The organism is Acinetobacter sp. AOR12_HL, assembly GCF_027855275.1.
Taxonomy (GTDB): domain Bacteria; phylum Pseudomonadota; class Gammaproteobacteria; order Pseudomonadales; family Moraxellaceae; genus Acinetobacter; species Acinetobacter baumannii.
The window spans coordinates 286,842-306,595 of the sequence record NZ_JAKTIJ010000020.1; the positions used below are offsets into that span (position 1 = coordinate 286,842).

A 19,754-nucleotide genomic window follows, 5' to 3' on the forward strand; every position below is an offset into this window, starting at 1 on the left:
CTTAGGCTATTTACAGACTAAGGCAAAGGTTTTGTTTCCGCAAGGCTTTGCCTATAATAAGCAGCTCTATTTTTGCGGGAATAAGTCATGTCTCAAAAGATTAATGCAACAGATATTACTGAAGAAGAAGCGTTAAATGCTGTTTTCTTTGAGCGTGCGGATGAATTCATTAAACAAGCAAATGATTTTTGTCGCCCGCCAAAAGGCCAAAAGCCAGACCCGGCCGAGCTTCGTGGTCAAGTGAGCGCAGCCATGTTATTTGCAACTGCTCGTTTTAATACATGGGTGGCTGCCAATAATTTTAAAGATGGTAATGAAATGCGTGATGCAAAAGATCAGGTGATGTCTTATCTTCTTCAACAGTTCCAAATGATGCTTGAAGATAACTTTGATGAGTATTGTGAACAGTTCGATAACTACTTACGTTTCCGTAAGAATGAAGATTTTCATACTCACAAACACGACCATTAAAATATTTTACCACTCAAATAAAAAGCCACTTCATGTGGCTTTTTATTTGGCAATTATTTACTGCTTTTGTGCTTGACCATACTGGTCAGCCATAACTTCAACAAGATTTGAAGGTTTAATATATTTTTTAATAACTGCGTTCACATCAGCAACCGTTAACTTTGTTAACTCTTGATCATGTTTAACACGGTCAAGTAATGTTTTACCTGACTCAAGCTCTAGATTTAGCATACCATGAATATTACGTTCATCTTCTAAGGCAGTAACACGTTTCTTCATGATATCCGCCTTCGCTGCTGCAAGCTCTTGCTCTGTAATACCATGAGTAATTAAGTCATTTAGAACCTTATGAACTGAAGCAGAAACTTGTGCCGAGCGACCAGCCGTATAATTTGCACTAATGCTTAACGCACCTACATTCGTGTCTCGATCTAATTGCAAACCAGTACCAAAACCATATACCAATGCATTTTTTTCACGAAGCTCTTGAGCCAAACGTGAAGAAATTTGAGATTCACCCAAAATGTAATTCATTAAAATTAATGCAGAAGCATCGGGATGGTTTTTCCCAACCGGTAAGGCAAGTACACTTTGATAACTACCAAACTCTCGCTGCTCAGATAAGACATGTACTTGCTGAGCAGGGAAATCAACGTGCTGAATCAAGATTTTTTCATACGGTTGTTTGCTATTCCAGCTTCCGAACTCTTGATTCAATAGCTTTTTCATTTTTTGGGCATCAAATGCACCTGTAATCGCAATTTGCGCATGATTCATGGCAAAGAAATGCTGATATAGCTCTTTCACTTGTTCTTGAGTCACATTCTTTAATTGTTTTTTAGCTAGCTCCGGTTCAAAGTGATAACGCAAATCACCAGGTTGGTATTCTTCAACCAAGCGAGATAATGTTAGACCTGCTACCACATCCGGTTCTGTATAAGGACGATCAAGACTAGATAAGCTTTGAGATTTAATTAAGTCAAATTGAGATTGTTCAAATTTAGGATTTTTCATGACCTCTAGAACAAACTTGAAAAACTCATCGAACTTTTCAGTTTTAGATTGAATATTAATGGTCATGCCATTGCCATCGGCACTCGCATAAGCTGCGCCACCTGCATCAATCGATTTATCGGCAATATCTTGCAAGCTATATTTATCAGAACCGCGAAGCAATAAATATGAAGTTAAATCAACAACCGTACCTTTATCGAATAAAGATTTTTCAGTACCAAAATCCATAGTAATGGTGGCATAGGTACGATCATCACGGGTTTCTACAGGGAATAAAGCATACTTCATCCCATTTTTAAGTTTTCCGCGAATGATCTTTTTCTCATTACTCTCGGCATATTGCTTAGACGTTTTTAAAAACTCGGCAACTTCTTGTTGATAAACTTTCGGATCTTTTAAAGGCTCTGCTTTAACATCTGTTTGATCTAATGTTTTAGGCTTATCTTTTGCGTCGAGTTGTAATACTTTCTTTTGGTCTTCTGGTGTTGGCAAAATATCGCCATCAATACGATGACCTGCAACAAGGAACTGTTTTAAGGTTTGATTTACCTCATTGAGCTTCACTTTATCAATTGAATCTAAATCTTTAAAATATTGGTCCCATTGCCCATCCGCTACAGTGTAATCACTTAAACGGGAACCCAAAGCAACGGCATCTTTATTGACTAACTCACCTTGCGTTTTCATTAAGCTTTTTACACGATTTAGCTCAGTCTCTGTAAAAGGTTTACCCTTTTCAATTCCAGAGAGCAAAGCGCTTTCAACTTTTTTAGGGTCATTTTTTGGTGAATAAATAGCACCTAAAAATACGACGTTAAAATCTTGATCTAGCCATGTTGATGCCTGAACGTCTGTACTAACACCTGTTTCAACCATATTTTGGTACAAATGACCACTTGGCTGCATGGTATACAACATAGGCGCGAAAGCCAGTTCCGGTTGAATTTTTGTGTTTTTACCATCCATATAGATATGGAATTTGGCCAAATCACTGCCCTTTTTCACCACAAACTCACGGTTTTTGAGTTTTGTAGAATCTAACACAGGCACTTGAACAGGCTTAGGCACAGCTCGCGCAGGAATTGGGCTAAAATATTGGTCTATCGTTTTCAAAACATCAGTTTTATCAAACTTGCCTGAAATCACCATGACCGCATTATTAGGCGCATACCAACTGCGATAGAACTGGTTCAACTCAGGCATTTTAATTGACTTAAGCTCAGGTAAATCACCAATCGGTAATCGACCTAGATATTGATTACCATAAGCCGACTTCCACATTTGATCCATCAAGACAGCAAAAGGCTGATCCATACGGACTTCACGTTCACGCTTTACGATTTCAATTTCAGAAGGCACAAATTTTTCTTGTAGAACTAATTTGTCCATGCGCTCAGATTCAAGGTACAGCACTTGATCGAGTGCTGTTTTTTCTGGACGGACAATATTGGTGTATTTGGTTGAATAGTAATCCGTGCTCGCATTCGTCATTAACGTATATTGATCTAAACGGCGTTGGAATTCTTCACCTTTTACATTTTGCGTGCCTTTAAATGCTAAATGTTCGAGTAAATGTGCTAAACCACTTTTACCCTGTGGATCATTTAAAGAACCCGTTAAATAAATGGTATTAATAAAGATTTTATTTTCTTTGTCATTCGGCGCAAGCACTACCCGAAAACCATTATCTAATTTATATTCCTCAACATTTTGCTTACTTTTTACTAATGTTGTTTGTGCAAAAGAGGCAGCACTTAAACCAAAAATACATAGGGAGAGAGTCAGTTGTTTAAACTGCATAAACATATAAATACCAATTAATTTGAATAATAAAAAATCAATAGTTGTGTGACTATAGTAGGAAATTTGAGCTGACTTTCATAGTAAAGATTTGAAAAAAAAGCCGTTTATTTAAACGGCCTTATATTTTAAGGAAAAATTTCGGCTTGCATATAAAGTTTGCCATATCCCGAAATTTCAATACGTTCCTGATTTAAGACATTACAATACAATACGCCTCCACGGCTAGAAGCCTGATAGGCCACAATATTATTTTTAGCGAGTTTCTCTGCCCATAGCGGCGCTATTGCGGTATGAATTGAACCGGTAACCGGGTCTTCATCAATGCCTGCGACAGGTGCAAAATAACGAGAAACACAGTCATATTGATGGTCAGCTTTTGAGGTGATTGCAACATCCATTGCTGTAGTTGTAATTGCAGTCCGTTTACCTAAGGCTTTAAGTAAGTTCATGTCAGGTTGCTCATCTAACACATCTTGCACTGACTCATATTCAACAATGTAGGCTTGAACATTTTGATAAACCGCTTTAAACGGTTTTGTTAATGCTTGACGTAAAATAGCCGGATAATCTTCAACTTGCTGAGCTTTACGAATTGGAAAATCCATTCTGATTTTGCCGTCTTCATCTTGATGAACTACAAACAAACCTAAGTTTCGTACATGAAAATTAAGAGTCTTTTTCTCAGTAAAATCTTTAAATAATACGAAAGCACTCGCAAGAGTCGCATGCCCGCAAAAATCCACCTCAACCGTTGGAGTAAACCAACGTATTTCATAATTTTCAGAGTCTATAATTTTTACAAAAGCAGTCTCAGATAAGTTATTTTCAAGTGCTATCTTTTGCATTAAATCTGCATCTGGCCACTCTTTTCCAACAATCACAGCAGCCGGATTTCCACGAAATAGCTCTTTGGTAAAAGCATCGACTTGATACATTTTCATGTTAGTGCTCTCTTTCTTAATAGGCCCATTTTCGAAAATTATTTAAAAGAAAAATAGATACAGTTTTTTAAAAATTAACATCACAGTTGCAAGTTACACATATAAAAAAAAGGCTCATCCAGAGTGGAGAGCCGTTTAATATTAACTCTTAATGATGTTGAGTTAATTCAATTTCATCTTCGCTATTCATTATAGCTTTGTCGGTCTGCCCCATAAATTGGCTTGTAACTACACCAGCAGTCATCGAACCATTTACGTTTAACGCAGTACGTCCCATATCAATGAGTGGTTCAATTGAAATAAGAAGAGCAACCAATGTTACAGGTAAGCCCATAGCAGGAAGTACGATCAATGCTGCGAAAGTTGCACCACCACCAACACCGGCTACGCCAATTGAACTTAAAGTCACAATACCCACTAACGAAGCAATCCACATTGGGTCTAGGGTGTTAATACCCATAGTTGGCGCAACCATGACTGCGAGCATGGCTGGATACAAACCCGCACAACCATTTTGTCCAATAGTGGCACCAAAAGAAGCAGAGAAACTTGCAATAGACTCAGGCACACCCAAACGACGAGTTTGCGCTTCAATGCTCAGTGGAATACTTGCAGCACTTGAACGACTCGTAAACGCGAATGTTAGAACCGGAGCAACTTTCTTGAAGAACTTAAGTGGAGAAACACCGGTCAGAGTCAAAATAATGGCATGCACGACGAACATAATCGCCAAACCTAAATAAGACGCCACCAAGAAACCACCTAGGTTCAAGATATCTGCGACATTTGAACTTGCCACAACTTTCGTCATTAGGGCAAAAACACCATATGGTGTAAGTGTCATCACTAAACGAACAAGCTTCATTACCCAAGACTGTAATGTTTGAATAGCCGTCAGAATACGTTGACCTTTTTCTGCGTCATCTTTCATTAGGTTGAGTGCTGCTATCCCTAAAAAGACAGCAAAGATAACCACGCTAATAATTGAAGTCGGATTTGCACCCGTTAACTCAGCAAAAGGGTTACTCGGAATAAAAGAAAGAATAAATTGCGGTACACTTAAGTCTGTTACTTTACCCACATAGTCGGTCTGAATTGCAGTAAGTCGAGCTGTTTCAGCCGCCCCTTGTACCAAACCTTTGGCAGTTAAACCAAACAAGTTCGTCACAAATACCCCAACCAGCGCAGCGATGAGTGTGGTAAATAACAAAGTCCCGATGGTGTAGAAGCTGATTTTTCCTAAAGAAGAAGCTTGGTGTAGCTTCGCTACCGCACCTAAAATCGAAACAAAGACCAAAGGCATCACGACCATTTGTAAAAGTTTTACATAGCCGTTACCAACAATATTAAACCAACTAATAGATTCAGCAAGAATCGGATGGCCACCGCCATAAATCAAATGTAGTCCTAAACCAAACACTACACCTAAAATTAAGCCAGCTAGAACTTTTTTAGATAAGCTCCAGTCCGTTTTACGTGTTTGGGCGAGTAAAAATATTAACCCGACAAAAACCACAATATTGATGATTAAGGGTATATTCATTCCCAAACTCCAAATTATTGCTTGTGTCATCTTTTAAGGGGGCATATTTGACCATAGCCGGCCTATATAAACTACCCTTTTCAACAATTTTCTAGCATGCAGATCATTACCGATCTGAATGAGAATATAAAATGACTTTTAAATACATATATATCACTTTTAAAACATAAGTTACGTTAGATATTTATGTATAAAAATTAAGCGCATTTCTGTATAAATTGTTGCTCAATAAAACAAATAAACTGCTTTAAATTACTGCCCCATGTTTCAGGAGGCTGAGCGACCAAATAAGTAGTGAAATGTGCAGATTCAGTGTTAATTTCAAAACAACTTAATGAGACTTTATCGGCTACTTTATTCAGATATGACTTTGGCAATAAAGCAAAACCGACACCTAATTCCACACAGCTTACAATGCCATCCAGACTGCCCATTTCCATAATTTGCGAAGGTGGCACACTGTGATCATTTAAAAACAACTCAATTGCATGCCGATAGGAACATCCTTGTCGAAATGCAATAAATCGAGTCTTTGCGAGGGTGGCAATGTCGGGAAAATCAATTTGTTGTTTTGGGCAAACCAAAACCAGTTGTTCTTGCCACACCGGAAAACTATATAGCTCTGGAATCACATATTTAGAAGCGACAAAAGCACAATCGACTTCTCCTTGTTGCACAGCATTTAACAAATATCCTGTCGGGTGAGTTTGAAGTTCAAGCGGCAAATTCGGATGTTGCTGCATACATTCATTAAGCAATTGCGGAAGTCGTATTGCTGCTGTCGTTTCCATACTGCCCAAACGAATAGCTTCATTCGGGTCAATATCACCTTCTCGGAAGATTGTCTTCGCTTTATTATGCAGTGCGATCATTTGCACAGCATAACTATGTAGCTGGTGTCCTGCATTGGTTAATGTAACGGGGTTATGACGATTTAATAAAATCACACCTAACTCTTCTTCAAGCTTTTTCACGTGGCTCGTGATATTGGATTGAACCGTACACATTTTTTGTGCAGCCAATGAAAAACTTCCACTCTCTGCAACCGCTAAAAAAAACTCTAAAGACTTAAGCAACATGCCACTATCTCAAAACAAGATAATTAATATCATATTAAATCATTTCTAATGATAAATAAACTCGCTTTTAATAATAAAAAAATTGAGAGATTTCTCATGTCTACATTCTATCGAATGAGCCTGCTTGTCTTTTTAGCGACTTGCCTAGGAATTGGTATTTTTAGATTTTCCTATACCGCACTCATGCCTATTATGATTGTGCAATATGGATGGACTCATGATTTTGCAAGCTATTTAGGAAGTGCAAATTTATTGGGCTATCTGATTGGCGCATTATTGGCACTGTTTAGCATTAAAGAAAAATCTATACCCGCTTTGATTATAACTTCGGCGGTTTTAGGTAGCTTAAGCCTACTCTGCTGTTCTTTTATACACATGTCTTTGGCTTGGTTTGTTCTCTGGCGCACCATTTCAGGTATCTCAGGTGGCCTACTCATGATTTTGGCACCTAGCTTTGCCATGAAAAATATTGCAATTAGCCAAAGGCTCAAAGTCAATTTTTTAGGGTTTAGTGGTATTGGCGCAGGCGTGTTATCTGCCACTCTCATTATTCCTGCACTTAAAAATATGCCTGTTCAATATGTCTGGGAAATTTTTGCCGCCATTTCCATTATTGGCAGTTTGGTACTTTTTCAGTTATTAAGGCACCCACCTACCGAGTCCGTTCAAACGGCCAATCACGCTCCTCAAAACTTCAAACATTCACGTTTAGGACTGGTCATTATTATTGCTTATATGTGCAGTGCTTTTGCATATATCCCTCACTCTTTGTTTTGGATGGACTATTTATCGGGGACCCTACATTTTCCATTGCAACAACGAAACTTATTTTGGGTTCTTTATGGGGTCGGAAGTTGTGTTGGCGCCTTTGTGGCGTATTGTTTAAGCCGCCTTATTGGATATTTGCAGGCAATTAAATGTCTATACGGTGTCTATTGCTTGGCAGTTGCCCTACCATTTTTTTCACATGCTACTGCTTTGCTCACTTTATCGTCCTTTCTTACAGGTTTACTCACACCTGCCACCGTATTTATTAGCTCTTATAGCCTGCTACAGATTTATGAACAGCGTTATCAAAAAATCTGGAGCCTTGCCACCATTGGGTTTGCCAGCACTCAGTTATTAGGTGGCGTTGTTATTAGTACTTTACATCACTTGCATTGGTCTTATGCCCATCTGTTTTTAATGGGCGGCATTGTTTTGTTATTTGCATTGAGCCTTTTAATTCCTATCCGTTCTTCCATGCCAAACACTCTCGGAGAAACCGAATCGTGAAAACTTTATTCTTTCCTCTCTTTTTGATTGTTTTCGTACTCCTTATTCAGGCTTTAGACCAAAGCTATCAAAAGAAAATTGGTATCTCTAAGTCCCAAAAACATCCCGAATTTATGCAATAAAAAAAGCCCCTATACATAAGGGGCTTTTCCATTGAATAATCGTATATTGTCAAAATAAAATTAATGAATAGATCAGTAGAACAAACCGCATAACAGCTATTTTAGTACGCTTATTAAAAACGCTTAACTGACAAAAAATGTCATATTATGTCAATGTAGAGAGCTATTTTCTGATCTATATTCAGTCAAAATTTATAATTTTTAATACTTAAAATTGAGCAAAACATGAGCAATAACAATTATATTGATGAGCTTTTAAAGCTCTTGGCGATGTTCGCTTTTATCGGTGTTTTATTACTGGCATTTAAATGTCAGACCATCTTTGCACTGGATATGACCACATCATACGAAGTCTCGGTAAGGATTGTTATCTATATTGTCACAGCAGCTATTTTGGGCTTTTTAACACGCAATCATATTGAGTTTACAACACAATTTTTAATTGCCGTTCCATTTGCCTACTTTTGGCTAGAGCCAATTCTTGACTACAAGGCCATTCAAACTATCCCAGATGTTCCGTTTTATCTCTCGGGTCATGGTCAAAGTTTAGGGCTACTCATCGTGATCATATTTTGTTTTGCCCTATGGGTATTTAAAGAAACAAGCTCAAACTCCCTTGAGTCTCAAAATGTCTAAATGAGGATTTTTAGGGAGTTTTATAAAGTTAAAAATCGTCACTGTACTCTATGTTTTTATAATATATATTTTAAGCAAATTAATTTATATCAATTAAAAACTCTAAAAATGTTCAATGTATCAAACCCAGCAAATGCCGTTGTTGTAGGTATTATAGCAATAATTGCTACAGTTAGTCTTCTGATATGGAAGTTTAATTTTTATCTCGGTATAGATATATACACCAGTGGAGAGGTGCTATTTAAAACATTATTGTATGCCGCCCTAATAGGACTATTTAGTTACTATTTTCGCCATACAATTAAAATTAGTAATACAGTGATTTTATCATTACCGCTTTTTTTCTTTTGTATTCGGCCTATTCTAAACTACAAAATGACGCATACCATTGGAAATGTACCACTGTATGCAACACATCATGGGCAAGGCTTAATATTACTGAGTTTAACGATATTAGCATGTATATTGTGGGCATATACGGCTAATTCCTAGCTAAAATTTTAACGTTTAATATTCTTATTTTTTATTATTTTTCAAAATTATAAATCTAAAGACTTTAAAAGCCCTCAATTGAGGGCTTTTCTATGAAAGTTTAATCTTCCATATGTTGAATTATGGCATCGCCAAATTCTGAGCAACGTAACAAGGTCGCTCCCGGCATTAAACGCTCAAAATCGTAAGTTACGGTTTTAGCTGCAATCGCCCCTGAAATACCTTTAATAATCAGGTCCGCTGCTTCTGTCCACCCCATATCACGGAGCATCATTTCAGCAGAGAGAATAATTGAACCCGGGTTGACTTTATCTTGCCCAGCATATTTAAGTGCAGTGCCATGCGTTGCTTCATACACTGCAATAGCTCCACCAATATTCGCACCTGGCGCAATCCCGATTCCCCCTACTTCTGCTGCTAAAGCATCTGAAATATAGTCACCATTTAAATTAAGGGTTGCAATTACAGAGTAGTCAGCAGGACGCATCAAGATTTGTTGCAAGAAAGCATCTGCAATCACGTCTTTAATAATGATGTCTTTACCATTTTTAGGGTTCTTAATTTTAACCCATGGGCCACCATCGATTAATTCACCACCGAAACGATCTAACGCTAACTCATACCCCCATTCTTTAAAGGCACCTTCGGTATATTTCATAATGTTGCCTTTATGAACAAGAGTCACCGAAGGTTTGTCATTATCTATTGCAAACTGAATAGCCTTACGAACTAAGCGCTGTGTTCCTTCTTTAGAAACAGGTTTAATACCAATACCACATCCTTCAGGGAAACGAATTTTTGTGACCCCCATTTCTTCTTGAAGGAATTTAATGACTTTTTTAGCTTCTTCAGAATCTGCTTTCCATTCAATACCTGCATAAATATCTTCCGAGTTTTCACGGAAAATTACCATGTCAGTTAACTCAGGATGTTGAACGGGTGAAGGGACGCCTTGGAACCAACGCACAGGACGTACACATACATACAAATCCAGTTCTTGGCGTAGTGCAACATTAAGTGAACGAATACCACCACCGACTGGTGTAGTTAAAGGGCCTTTAATAGAAACTACAAATTCACGCAGTGCCTCAAAGGTTTCTTCCGGCATATAAGTACCGTAAATTTTATTGGCCTTTTCACCGCAATACACTTCCATCCATTCAATAGAGCGTTTGCCGCCATAGGCTTTTAAAATTGCCGCATCAACAACTTTTTTCATTGCTGGTGTAATATCTACACCAATACCGTCACCCTCAATGAAAGGAATAATTGGATGATTTGGTACATTCAGTGACAGGTCTGCTTTTACTGTAATTTTATCACCGTCGGCAGGAACCACGATCTTCTGATAACCCATTATGTAGATTCTCCCTTTTATAATATTTAACTAACCAAACAAAAATAATTATCGATAAACAATACTTTCAACTTTTATTAACGCATAATAGCTTAATCGAATTTAACCCTTTTTGAGATTTATGTGGGAAATAAGCAAATTTCGCACTTAAATATAGCTCAATGTTTTTACCGCTTATTTGAAAGAAGAAGTCATTTTTTATGAAAATCGTCATTCTCAACAAACCATATGACGTTCTCTCCCAGTTTCGTAAAGACGAAGCACACATGACGGTCTCTGACTTTGTAGATGACCCGACTTTGCGCATAGCAGGCCGTCTTGATATGGACTCTGAGGGTTTAGTTTTCTTAACTGATCATGGTGGTTTGAATCAGTTCATTACCAACCCTGCGAATAAAAAATACAAAACGTATTTAGTTCAAGTTGATGGCGATGTAACCGAAGAAGCACTCGAGCAGCTTCGTAAGGGTGTAGAGCTTAATGATGGTATGACTTTACCAGCTAAAGCAATTAAGGTAAGTGAGCCTGAATGGTTATGGGACCGCGATCCTCCTGTACGTTACCGTGCCAGCATTCCAACATCTTGGATTGAAATCTCTATTTGTGAAGGTCGTAACCGCCAAGTTCGTCGCATGACCTCTGCGGTAGGTTTTCCGACTTTACGTCTCATTCGTACAAAAATTGGTACGATTGACTTAGTTCAATTGGGATTACAACCGGGCGAAACCAAAGAAATTGAGCCTCTACTCTACCCAGACTTTAAAGATGTTCCGGCTGAACAACCTTATCGTTCACGTTCATATGTGAAAAAACCGGGTGGCACTGGCGGTAAGCCAATGGTTCGCAAGAACAAAGATGGATCTGCGAAAAAATCTGGTACAAAGCGTATTTGGCAAATGGATGAAAGTGAAAAACCGCGTCGTAAGACTAACGGTACAACGCGTCCAAATACCAAAGCACCACGTGGTCGTAGCCGCAATAGCCGATAAAAATATTTAAGTTTTAAAGCTCACGTTAGTGGGCTTTTTTTAATGACTTTTATTTTATAAAAATAAAAAGCCGGTGCTTATGCACCGGCTTTTAGCTATGTACTAATGAATTAGTAATTAAGCCTGAACAGTTGAAAGCGCTGCATTGAATGTAGCACTTGGACGCATTACAGCGCTTACTTTCGCTGGGTCAACTGCATAGTAACCACCGATATCAGCTGGTTTACCTTGTACTTGAGCAAGCTCAGCAACGATCTTCTGTTCGTTTTCAGCTAATGCTTTTGCAAGTGGAGCAAATTTAGCTTTCAACTCAGCATCTTCATTTTGTGCAGCAAGTGCTTCTGCCCAGTAAAGTGACAAGTAGAAGTGGCTGCCACGGTTGTCAAGTTCGCCTGTACGACGTGATGGAGACTTGTCGTTGTCAAGCAATTTACCAGTCGCTTCATCAAGTGTCTTCGCAAGTAACTTCGCACGAGCATTATTTTCTTTAATACCCATTTCTTCTAGAGAAACTGCAAGCGCAAGGAATTCACCAAGCGAATCCCAACGTAAGTGGTTTTCTTCAACAAGTTGTTGTACGTGTTTAGGTGCTGAACCACCCGCACCAGTTTCGTACATGCCACCACCCGCCATAAGCGGAACGATAGACAACATTTTCGCAGAAGTACCAAGTTCCATAATTGGGAACAAGTCAGTTAAGTAGTCGCGTAAGATGTTACCGGTTACAGAAATTGTATCTAGGCCACGAACTACACGCTCAAGTGTGTAACGCATTGCACGTACTTGAGACATGATCTGGATATCAAGACCAGTCGTATCGTGATCTTTTAAATACTTCTGTACTTTCTTGATCAATTCATTTTCGTGTGGACGGTATGGGTCAAGCCAGAAGATCGCAGGCATGCCTGAGTTACGTGCACGAGTTACTGCAAGTTTTACCCAGTCACGAATCGGAGCGTCTTTCACCTGACACATACGCCAGATATCGCCTTCTTCAACATTTTGAGTCAATAACACTTCACCAGTGTCAAGATCAGTAATGTTTGCAATACCTGCTTCAGGAATTTCAAAAGTCTTGTCGTGAGAACCGTATTCTTCAGCTTTTTGAGCCATCAAACCAACGTTTGGTACTGTACCCATTGTTTTTGGATCAAAGTTACCATGCCATTTACAGAAATTGATCATTTCTTGGTAAATACGGGCAAATGTTGATTCTGGCATTACTGCTTTAGCATCGTATTGCTTACCATCAGCACCCCACATTTTACCACCAGCACGGATCATTGCAGGCATAGAAGCATCTACGATGATGTCGTTAGGTGAATGGAAGTTAGTGATGCCTTTTGCTGAGTCAACCATCGCAAGTGCAGGACGGTGTTCTTGGCAAGCATGTAAATCTTCAATGATTTCTTCACGTAATGAGGTTGGAAGAGTTTCGATTTTCTCGTATAACCCAGCCATACCGTTATTTACGTTAATACCTAATTCGTCAAACAACTTACCGTGTTTTTCGAAAGCTTCTTTATAGTAGATTTTCACGCAGTGACCGAAAACGATCGGGTGTGAAACTTTCATCATTGTCGCTTTTACGTGTAATGAGAATAAAATTCCTGCTTCACGGCAGTCATCAAGTTGTTTCTCATAGAAGTCGCAAAGCGCTTTTTTGCTCATGAACATTGAGTCAATGATTTCGCCTTCTTGAAGCGCAACTTTTGGCTTAAGAACAATGCTCTTACCACTATTTGTGATAAGTTCCATTTTTACATTGCGTGGACGGTCAAGTGTCATTGACTTTTCACCGTGGTAGAAGTCACCTTCTTCCATGTGTGAAACGTGAGTTTGCGACCATTGTTTCCACTCGCTCATTGAGTGAGGGTGTTTCTTAGCGTAATTTTTAACGGCAGCAGGAGCACGACGGTCAGAGTTACCTTCACGAAGAACAGGGTTTACTGCTGAACCTAGGCATTTGCCATAACGAGCTTTGATTGTTTTTTCTTCTTCAGTCGCTGGGTTTTCCGGATAGTCAGGAATTGCATAACCTTTAGATTGAAGTTCTTTAATACATGCTGTCAATTGCGCAACAGAGGCACTAATATTTGGGAGTTTGATAATGTTAGTATCTGGATCTTGTGTAAGACGACCTAGCTCAGCAAGGTTGTCGGATACCTTTTGCTCTTCACTTAGGTAGTCAGCGAATTCTGCGAGCACACGTGCAGCTACAGAGATGTCACTTTTAACAATCTCGATACCAGCTGGCTTAGTAAAGGTCTCAATGATCGGCAGTAGCGAATAAGTCGCCAATAATGGCGCCTCGTCAGTCAGTGTGTAAATGATGGTTGACTTTTCACCAGCCATATATAGCCCCTTCCGTTGAATTGAGTTTTGAGGACCGAGCTTTTGGCCCAGTGCCTACGAACCGATATGCTTAAATAAAACCCTGAGAGTATCGGCTCTCATTGGCTTTCAGTCAACGAAATATCCAGTGATAACGACATTTCGCAGCGAAATAATACATAATTTAAATCTATCGATAATAATCTTATACCTAACTTATGGTAATAAATGTGCTTTTACCAACTTTTTAGGTATAGAACAGTCTTAAATTACATGAGATATCTTTCAGAGTTCTGACAATTATTATACTTTTCATTCAAAACAAACTCAAAGATAAAGACTCTTTCTATGTTTTGAAGTTAGGAAAAAACAAAAACCGATGCACGAAACATCGGTTTTTTATAAATTAATTAACGGTTATTTAGGCTTTTAACCATTTGTCAGCTTTGCTTTGATCTTCAATAATAAGTTCAACTTCAGTTAAGTTTATGCTGCCACTTGTAACTTCAAACGACAATAACTCATCACGGCGGAAAGCCAAGACTGAGTAATTACCCTTTTGTTTAGCATATTTCTCAATAAGTTTTGTGGTCGCTTTTAGACCATCAATTGCAATAATGACATCATTAGCAGAAATACCCGCTTTAGCACCAGCTCCCTCACGGTGAGCATTTTGTACTAGCACACCTTCAGGCTTATCAGCTAGCTTTAAACCATAAGCTAAAGTCTTATCATTTTTAAGCGTATAACTTAAACCAAACTCAGGGAATAACTGATCGAGTGGTAACTCTTCAGTAGTATTAATCAAATGATTGATTTGCTCTAACCAACTATCACCTGTTAGCTCTTCGCATAAATCAAAAATTGTACGCTCATTAACCTGAACACCGTTTTGCGTATTTTCATACAATCGACGCATTAAGGCATCAAGGCTAGAACCACGTAAACGTAAGCCTAAGTCCAAACACAAGGCAACTAATGCACCTTTGTTATAATAGCTCGTGCCTGCATTATTCGAATTTTCATCTTGACGATAAAATTTAATCCAAGCATCAAAACTTGATTCTGCTACTGTTTGAACAAAACGTCCCGGGTTTTGCAAATAGCGATCAATCTGTGACTTCAACAAATCTAAATAAGACTTTTGGGAAATCACGCCACTGCGCAATAAAATTAAATCATCGTAATACGAAGTAAACCCTTCAAAAATCCACAGTAGCGAGGTATAACCTTCTTGATGCAGATTGTAGTTCGCAAAATTTTCTGGGCGGATAAACTTTACTAACCACGAATGAAAATATTCATGACTGCATAGACCTAAGAAACGTTGATAATCTTTCGAAGGTTCAGTGGGTTCATTCGATTTCGGTAAATCATCTCGTGGAGTAATCAGACTTGTGCTATTGCAATGCTCTAACCCACCGTAACTATTCCCTGTTGCCATAGTCATGAAGGTATAGTTTTTAAACGGTGCTGAACCAAACAGATCAATTTCGGCTGCACAAATTTTTTCAATATCCGTTTTTAAACGATCAACATTCGTAGCGTGAGTACCTGAAATTACAAACTCATGTTCAATTCCATGCGTTTCGAAGCTAAAACGCGTTTGATCAGCCAGTTCAAATGGACTATCAATGAGTTGATCATAATGATCAGCTTTTAAAGTAAAACGTCCTTTTACTAAACTTTTTGAAGCTAATCCTGTTGCTAACTGAAAGTGTTTTAATTCATCCGGCAAAAAGATTTCTAATTCACATGCAGATTGTTCTTGGCCTTCTAAGCCTAAACACACACAGGCAGGGTTAATATATAAACGCGTTTGATCTACATAAGCACCACGTACTGATAAATCATATGCATAAACATCATATTCAACAGTAATTAACTCGTGATCGGTGTTAAATAAACGCCAGCGATTTTTTTCAGTCTTTTTAATATTGAGCATGCGTCCAGCTTCATCATAGGCCTTTACTGCCTCGATGTGCTTAGAAAACTCTCGAATGAGATAACTGCCCGGAATCCACGTTGGCAACCATAGTTCCTGATTTGGATTCGCTAAAAAGCGAATTGTCACGTGAACAAGGTGTTGTTTGTAATCATCGAACTCAATTTGATAATGCAACATAAATTCTTCAATTTAAAAATAAGAACGGTTTCACATTAGATTATCACTTTTTTGTATCGACTTGCGTAGATGTATTTTTTGGCAACAATTCACACTAGCCTTCTACAAAAAAAAGGCATAGCATGCTGGGCATCTGTGTTCCGTATTTGCCAGTAAACGTCAAGGTCACCTAGTGAAATTCTTCCTATCTCTTTTTACGCTGTTTAGTATTTTCTGTACTACTCTTACCAATGCTGCTCTACTTAATATTGCTCCTGAAAGTGTTGAAGCCGCTGCATGGACAATTGTAGATACCCAATCTGGTCAAATTATTGCTGAGCATAATAGTCATGTACAACGTGCGCCAGCATCTTTAACCAAAATGATGGTGGCCTACATTGCATTAAAAGAGATTAAGGCTGGAAAGTTAAAACTGAACGAAGTCATTACTGCAACACCAGTCGTAAGCGTGGTGCAGTGGGATGAATCACAAATGTACCTCAAAGCGGGCGAGCAAATTTCAGTTGATCAGCTCTTGGCTGGTTTAATTGTTATGTCTGCAAATGATGCAGCTGTGACTTTGGCTGAAAAAATTTCTGGTGATGTGCCTCATTTCGTACAACGTATGAATCAAGAAGCACAAGCACTGGGTATGAAAGACACGCACTTTAGTAACCCTGCTGGTATTACAATGCCGGATCATTACACGACAGCTCATGATTTGAGCTTATTAAGTCAGGCAGTGATTCACCAGACCCCTGAATATTTACATTATTCGAAAATGCCGAGCTTTAGCTACAATCAACGTTTTCACCACGCGACGAACCTTGCGCTCAAATACGATCCATCTGTAGATGGCTTAAAAACTGGCTATACCAAAGCAGCAGGTTATAACTTGGCTCTAACAGCTTCACGCCCTTCATTTTCACCGAACTTACCGCAAAGACGTTTACTGGTAATTGTCTTAGGTACACCAAGTGCTGTGAAACGTGCTGAAATTGCAGATAAATTAATGAATCTTGCTTATGCTTATACACGTGATGAAGTGGTTATTCCTGAGCAAAAATTAATTGCTGAATTGCCTGTTATTAAATCAACTTTAAAAATGTTTAAAGTAGAAACTAAGCAGCCAACCATTGTTACGACTTCTTTATATGCTGAGCCAACACCAATTGATTTAAATACGTTTGATTATGCTACACAGCGTATTCAAGTTCTTGATAGCAATCAACAACCTAAAGTTATTGCTCCACTTGAAACAACTCAAACACGTGTAAATATTCAGTTAAATGAGCAAAAGTTAACAGCACCGTTAATGAAAGCGATGAATTTGGCAACAGTTTCAATTTATCAAAACAACCAGCTCATTCGCAGTCTTCAAATTGAAAATGATGTACACATTGAAGAAGCAAATATTTTCCAAAGAATTATGATGTGGTTCTCAAGCCTATTCTCAATCTTTTCATCAAGTGAGCACAGTGCAGCAAAACTCTACCCTATAGATTCGCACTAAAAACATCAAATTGTGCACAGATGCACAATAAATTTTATAAAGAAAAGATGGCATAATTTAGCCATCTTTTTTTATAGAAAAATAATTAGGTGATAAAAATGACCCAAAACTTACATCATATTGTTATTGTCGGTGGTGGTGCTGGTGGTTTAGAACTCGCCACACAACTTGGTGAAACTTTTGGGAAAAATGGTAAAGCCAAAATTACATTGGTTGACCAAAATCTAACTCATATCTGGAAACCATTACTTCATGAAATTGCGGCGGGTTCTTTAAATCCTCACGAAGAGCAAACCAATTATTTTGCCCATGCAGAGAAACACCACTATGAATTTGTGTTGGGAACATTAACAGCAGTAAATAAAGATAAGAAAATAATTGATTTAATTCCCCCTCAAGTCTCTAAAGAACAAAGTACCCATATTCAACAACTCAGTTACGATACACTGGTTTTAGCGCTTGGTTCAGTATCAAATGATTTCAATACACCCGGTGTTCGTGAAAACTGCCATTTCCTCGATAGCCGTAAACAGGCGGATATTTTCCAGCAAGATCTTTTACATTTATATATCGAAGCGCAAAATCAACCCGATCAACGTACATTAAATATTGGAATTATTGGTGCGGGGGCAACAGGTGTCGAACTTGCGGCTGAACTGATTGAAACGACCAAAAACTTTTATCGCTATGGTTTGAAAAAGATCCATCCGAATCAAGTCAAAATTACACTCATTGAGGCCTCAGAACGCATCCTCCCTGCCCTAAGTGAAAAAACAGCTGAGCATAGCGCAAAACAGCTTCAAAGAATGGGTGTTGAAATTTTAACTAAACACCGTGTTGAAAAAATTGATGAACACCATATCTATTTTAGTAATGGCAACCAGCTCAACAGTGATATTACGGTATGGGCAGCTGGGGTAAAAGCACCAAAAGTACTTGAAAGTCTTAGCGATTTCGAACGTGACAATATTAACCGCTTAATGGTCTATGCAACGCTGCAGACCTATTCCGATCCTCATGTATTTGCATTTGGTGATTGTGCCCATTGCCAACTTGATGCAAGACACCCGCCTCTCGGACCACGCGCTCAAGTTGCTAGTCAACAAGCAAGCTTTTTAGTCGATGCTATGGCTGCTAGGCTAAATGGCCGATCACAACCGATGTTTACTTTTAATGACAAAGGTTCACTTGTGTCTTTAAGTCGTAATAAAGCGGTTGGAGAATTACTGGGGGATGTCAGTGTCCAAGGATATATTGCTAAAACGATGTATGTATCTTTATACCGTTTACATCAAGCAACAATTCACGGATACACTCAAGCTGGACTACTCACAATGAAAGATTTACTTACAAGACGAGTACGACCAAAAATTAAGCTGTATTGAGTTGAATTTTTTAAGTTCATCCCTATTTAGATAAAAACGCATTAGAAAAAGTGTTAAAGATTGAGATTTTGTAGTCTACAAAATTTATTTTTCACTTTATGATGTACGCTTTAATTGATTGAATGGATCAAAAACATGACTGCAATTGCAAATAACCACGTGGTTTCATTCCACTATAAATTAACAAACGCTGAGGGTGAAACACTTGATCAATCTCAAGGTGAACCACTTGCCTATTTGCATGGCGCAGGCAACATCATTCCTGGTTTAGAAAATGCATTAACTGGTAAGACTGTTGGTGATAAATTCACTGTTAACGTACCAGCTGCTGAAGGTTATGGCGAATACAACCCAGACCTAGTACAAGAAGTTCCTGCTCAAATGTTCCAAGGCGTTGATAACATTCAACCAGGTATGCAATTCCAAGCTCAAACAGATGACGGCGTTCAAATCGTTACTGTTAAAGCTGTTGAAGGTGACAACGTTATCGTTGATGCAAACTTCCCACTTGCTGGTCAAGATTTAACTTTTGAAGTTGAAATCGTAGAAATCCGTGAAGCTTCTCAAGAAGAATTAGATCACGGTCACGTACACGGTGCGGGTGGTCACCACCACTAAGTCTTCTTTTAGAAGATAATAAAAGGCAAAGCTTCGGCTTTGCTTTTTTTATGTCTTTATTTTATATAATATTCATAG

Annotated in this window: 16 protein-coding genes; 9 read left to right on the top strand and 7 right to left on the bottom strand. The window is 38.5% G+C overall.

The features are described 5' to 3' along the window. Window positions 1–87: 87 nt before the first annotated feature. Complete coding sequence (locus tag MKL36_RS09810; protein ID WP_000078676.1) at window positions 88–471, top strand: DUF3144 domain-containing protein; 384 nt, start codon at window positions 88–90, stop codon at window positions 469–471. A gap of 57 nt (window positions 472–528) precedes the next feature. On the opposite strand, the gene MKL36_RS09815 is transcribed toward MKL36_RS09810, so the two are convergent. The 4 genes from MKL36_RS09815 to MKL36_RS09830 form a co-directional block, all read right to left on the bottom strand. Further along, window positions 529–3,291, bottom strand: a complete 2,763-nt coding sequence (locus tag MKL36_RS09815) for a M16 family metallopeptidase (protein WP_021511051.1) — start codon at window positions 3,289–3,291, stop codon at window positions 529–531. 122 nt (window positions 3,292–3,413) lie between these two features. Continuing rightward, complete coding sequence (locus tag MKL36_RS09820) at window positions 3,414–4,229, bottom strand: PhzF family phenazine biosynthesis protein (RefSeq protein ID WP_000784951.1); 816 nt, start codon at window positions 4,227–4,229, stop codon at window positions 3,414–3,416. Between the two features lie 148 nt (window positions 4,230–4,377). Then, complete coding sequence (locus MKL36_RS09825) at window positions 4,378–5,772, bottom strand: L-cystine transporter (protein ID WP_001025080.1); 1,395 nt, start codon at window positions 5,770–5,772, stop codon at window positions 4,378–4,380. Window positions 5,773–5,969: 197 nt separating this feature from the next. Beyond that, window positions 5,970–6,851, bottom strand: coding sequence for a LysR family transcriptional regulator (locus MKL36_RS09830; RefSeq protein ID WP_021511052.1), 882 nt, complete (start codon window positions 6,849–6,851; stop codon window positions 5,970–5,972). Window positions 6,852–6,947: 96 nt separating this feature from the next. On the opposite strand from MKL36_RS09830, the gene MKL36_RS09835 reads away from it, so the two are divergent. The 4 genes from MKL36_RS09835 to MKL36_RS09850 all read left to right on the top strand — a co-directional run bounded on the left by MKL36_RS09835 (window position 6,948) and on the right by MKL36_RS09850 (window position 9,376). Further along, a complete protein-coding gene (locus tag MKL36_RS09835) occupies window positions 6,948–8,126 on the top strand; it encodes a YbfB/YjiJ family MFS transporter (RefSeq protein WP_021511053.1) in 1,179 nt (392 codons plus the stop codon). After that, window positions 8,123–8,248, top strand: a complete 126-nt coding sequence (locus tag MKL36_RS09840; RefSeq protein ID WP_002041688.1) for a hypothetical protein — start codon at window positions 8,123–8,125, stop codon at window positions 8,246–8,248. Before MKL36_RS09835 ends, MKL36_RS09840 begins: the two co-directional genes overlap by 4 nt. Before the next feature lie 225 nt (window positions 8,249–8,473). Next, window positions 8,474–8,884 (top strand): hypothetical protein, encoded by a 411-nt coding sequence (locus tag MKL36_RS09845; RefSeq protein ID WP_000069673.1) that lies wholly within the window; start codon window positions 8,474–8,476, stop codon window positions 8,882–8,884. Next, window positions 8,885–9,376: a hypothetical protein gene (locus MKL36_RS09850; protein WP_001218091.1), complete on the top strand. Its 492-nt coding sequence runs from the start codon at window positions 8,885–8,887 to the stop codon at window positions 9,374–9,376. It abuts the gene before it with no gap. A gap of 100 nt (window positions 9,377–9,476) precedes the next feature. Here the strand turns inward: MKL36_RS09850 and icd are convergent, their stop codons facing one another. Then, the gene (gene icd / locus MKL36_RS09855) at window positions 9,477–10,733 is read right to left on the bottom strand and encodes an NADP-dependent isocitrate dehydrogenase (protein ID WP_086374096.1); all 1,257 of its coding nucleotides are present in this window, start codon (window positions 10,731–10,733) and stop codon (window positions 9,477–9,479) included. A gap of 200 nt (window positions 10,734–10,933) precedes the next feature. On the opposite strand from icd, the gene MKL36_RS09860 reads away from it, so the two are divergent. Next, complete coding sequence (locus MKL36_RS09860; RefSeq protein WP_000706554.1) at window positions 10,934–11,722, top strand: rRNA large subunit pseudouridine synthase E; 789 nt, start codon at window positions 10,934–10,936, stop codon at window positions 11,720–11,722. A 117-nt stretch (window positions 11,723–11,839) separates the two neighbouring features. On the opposite strand, the gene MKL36_RS09865 is transcribed toward MKL36_RS09860, so the two are convergent. Together MKL36_RS09865 and MKL36_RS09870 are read right to left on the bottom strand one after the other, a co-directional pair. After that, entirely contained in the window at window positions 11,840–14,077 is a 2,238-nt protein-coding gene (locus MKL36_RS09865; RefSeq protein WP_000896679.1) for an NADP-dependent isocitrate dehydrogenase, read from the bottom strand. 400 nt (window positions 14,078–14,477) lie between these two features. Continuing rightward, window positions 14,478–16,181 carry a M61 family metallopeptidase gene (locus tag MKL36_RS09870; RefSeq protein WP_021511054.1) on the bottom strand — a complete coding sequence of 568 codons (1,704 nt, stop codon included), beginning with the start codon at window positions 16,179–16,181 and terminating at the stop codon, window positions 14,478–14,480. Between the two features lie 172 nt (window positions 16,182–16,353). Here MKL36_RS09870 and MKL36_RS09875 point away from each other — a divergent pair, with 172 nt between their 5' ends. From MKL36_RS09875 to MKL36_RS09885, 3 genes are all read left to right on the top strand, one after another. Next, a complete protein-coding gene (locus MKL36_RS09875; protein WP_000667907.1) occupies window positions 16,354–17,673 on the top strand; it encodes a D-alanyl-D-alanine carboxypeptidase PBP6B in 1,320 nt (439 codons plus the stop codon). A 98-nt stretch (window positions 17,674–17,771) separates the two neighbouring features. Continuing rightward, a complete protein-coding gene (locus MKL36_RS09880; protein ID WP_021511055.1) occupies window positions 17,772–19,058 on the top strand; it encodes an NAD(P)/FAD-dependent oxidoreductase in 1,287 nt (428 codons plus the stop codon). 135 nt (window positions 19,059–19,193) lie between these two features. Then, entirely contained in the window at window positions 19,194–19,676 is a 483-nt protein-coding gene (locus tag MKL36_RS09885) for an FKBP-type peptidyl-prolyl cis-trans isomerase (RefSeq protein ID WP_000123995.1), read from the top strand. Window positions 19,677–19,754: the final 78 nt, after the last annotated feature.

Excerpts from the sequence above, each read along its gene's own strand:
- MKL36_RS09810 (WP_000078676.1), top strand. The coding sequence starts at position 88 with ATGTCTCAAAAGATTAATGCAACAGATATTACTGAAGAAGAAGCGTTA.
- MKL36_RS09815 (WP_021511051.1), bottom strand. The coding sequence starts at position 3,291 with ATGTTTATGCAGTTTAAACAACTGACTCTCTCCCTATGTATTTTTGGT.
- MKL36_RS09820 (WP_000784951.1), bottom strand. The coding sequence starts at position 4,229 with ATGAAAATGTATCAAGTCGATGCTTTTACCAAAGAGCTATTTCGTGGA.
- MKL36_RS09825 (WP_001025080.1), bottom strand. The coding sequence starts at position 5,772 with ATGAATATACCCTTAATCATCAATATTGTGGTTTTTGTCGGGTTAATA.
- MKL36_RS09830 (WP_021511052.1), bottom strand. The coding sequence starts at position 6,851 with ATGTTGCTTAAGTCTTTAGAGTTTTTTTTAGCGGTTGCAGAGAGTGGA.
- MKL36_RS09835 (WP_021511053.1), top strand. The coding sequence starts at position 6,948 with ATGTCTACATTCTATCGAATGAGCCTGCTTGTCTTTTTAGCGACTTGC.
- MKL36_RS09845 (WP_000069673.1), top strand. The coding sequence starts at position 8,474 with ATGAGCAATAACAATTATATTGATGAGCTTTTAAAGCTCTTGGCGATG.
- MKL36_RS09850 (WP_001218091.1), top strand. The coding sequence starts at position 8,885 with ATGAGGATTTTTAGGGAGTTTTATAAAGTTAAAAATCGTCACTGTACT.
- icd (WP_086374096.1), bottom strand. The coding sequence starts at position 10,733 with ATGGGTTATCAGAAGATCGTGGTTCCTGCCGACGGTGATAAAATTACA.
- MKL36_RS09860 (WP_000706554.1), top strand. The coding sequence starts at position 10,934 with ATGAAAATCGTCATTCTCAACAAACCATATGACGTTCTCTCCCAGTTT.
- MKL36_RS09865 (WP_000896679.1), bottom strand. The coding sequence starts at position 14,077 with ATGGCTGGTGAAAAGTCAACCATCATTTACACACTGACTGACGAGGCG.
- MKL36_RS09870 (WP_021511054.1), bottom strand. The coding sequence starts at position 16,181 with ATGTTGCATTATCAAATTGAGTTCGATGATTACAAACAACACCTTGTT.
- MKL36_RS09880 (WP_021511055.1), top strand. The coding sequence starts at position 17,772 with ATGACCCAAAACTTACATCATATTGTTATTGTCGGTGGTGGTGCTGGT.
- MKL36_RS09885 (WP_000123995.1), top strand. The coding sequence starts at position 19,194 with ATGACTGCAATTGCAAATAACCACGTGGTTTCATTCCACTATAAATTA.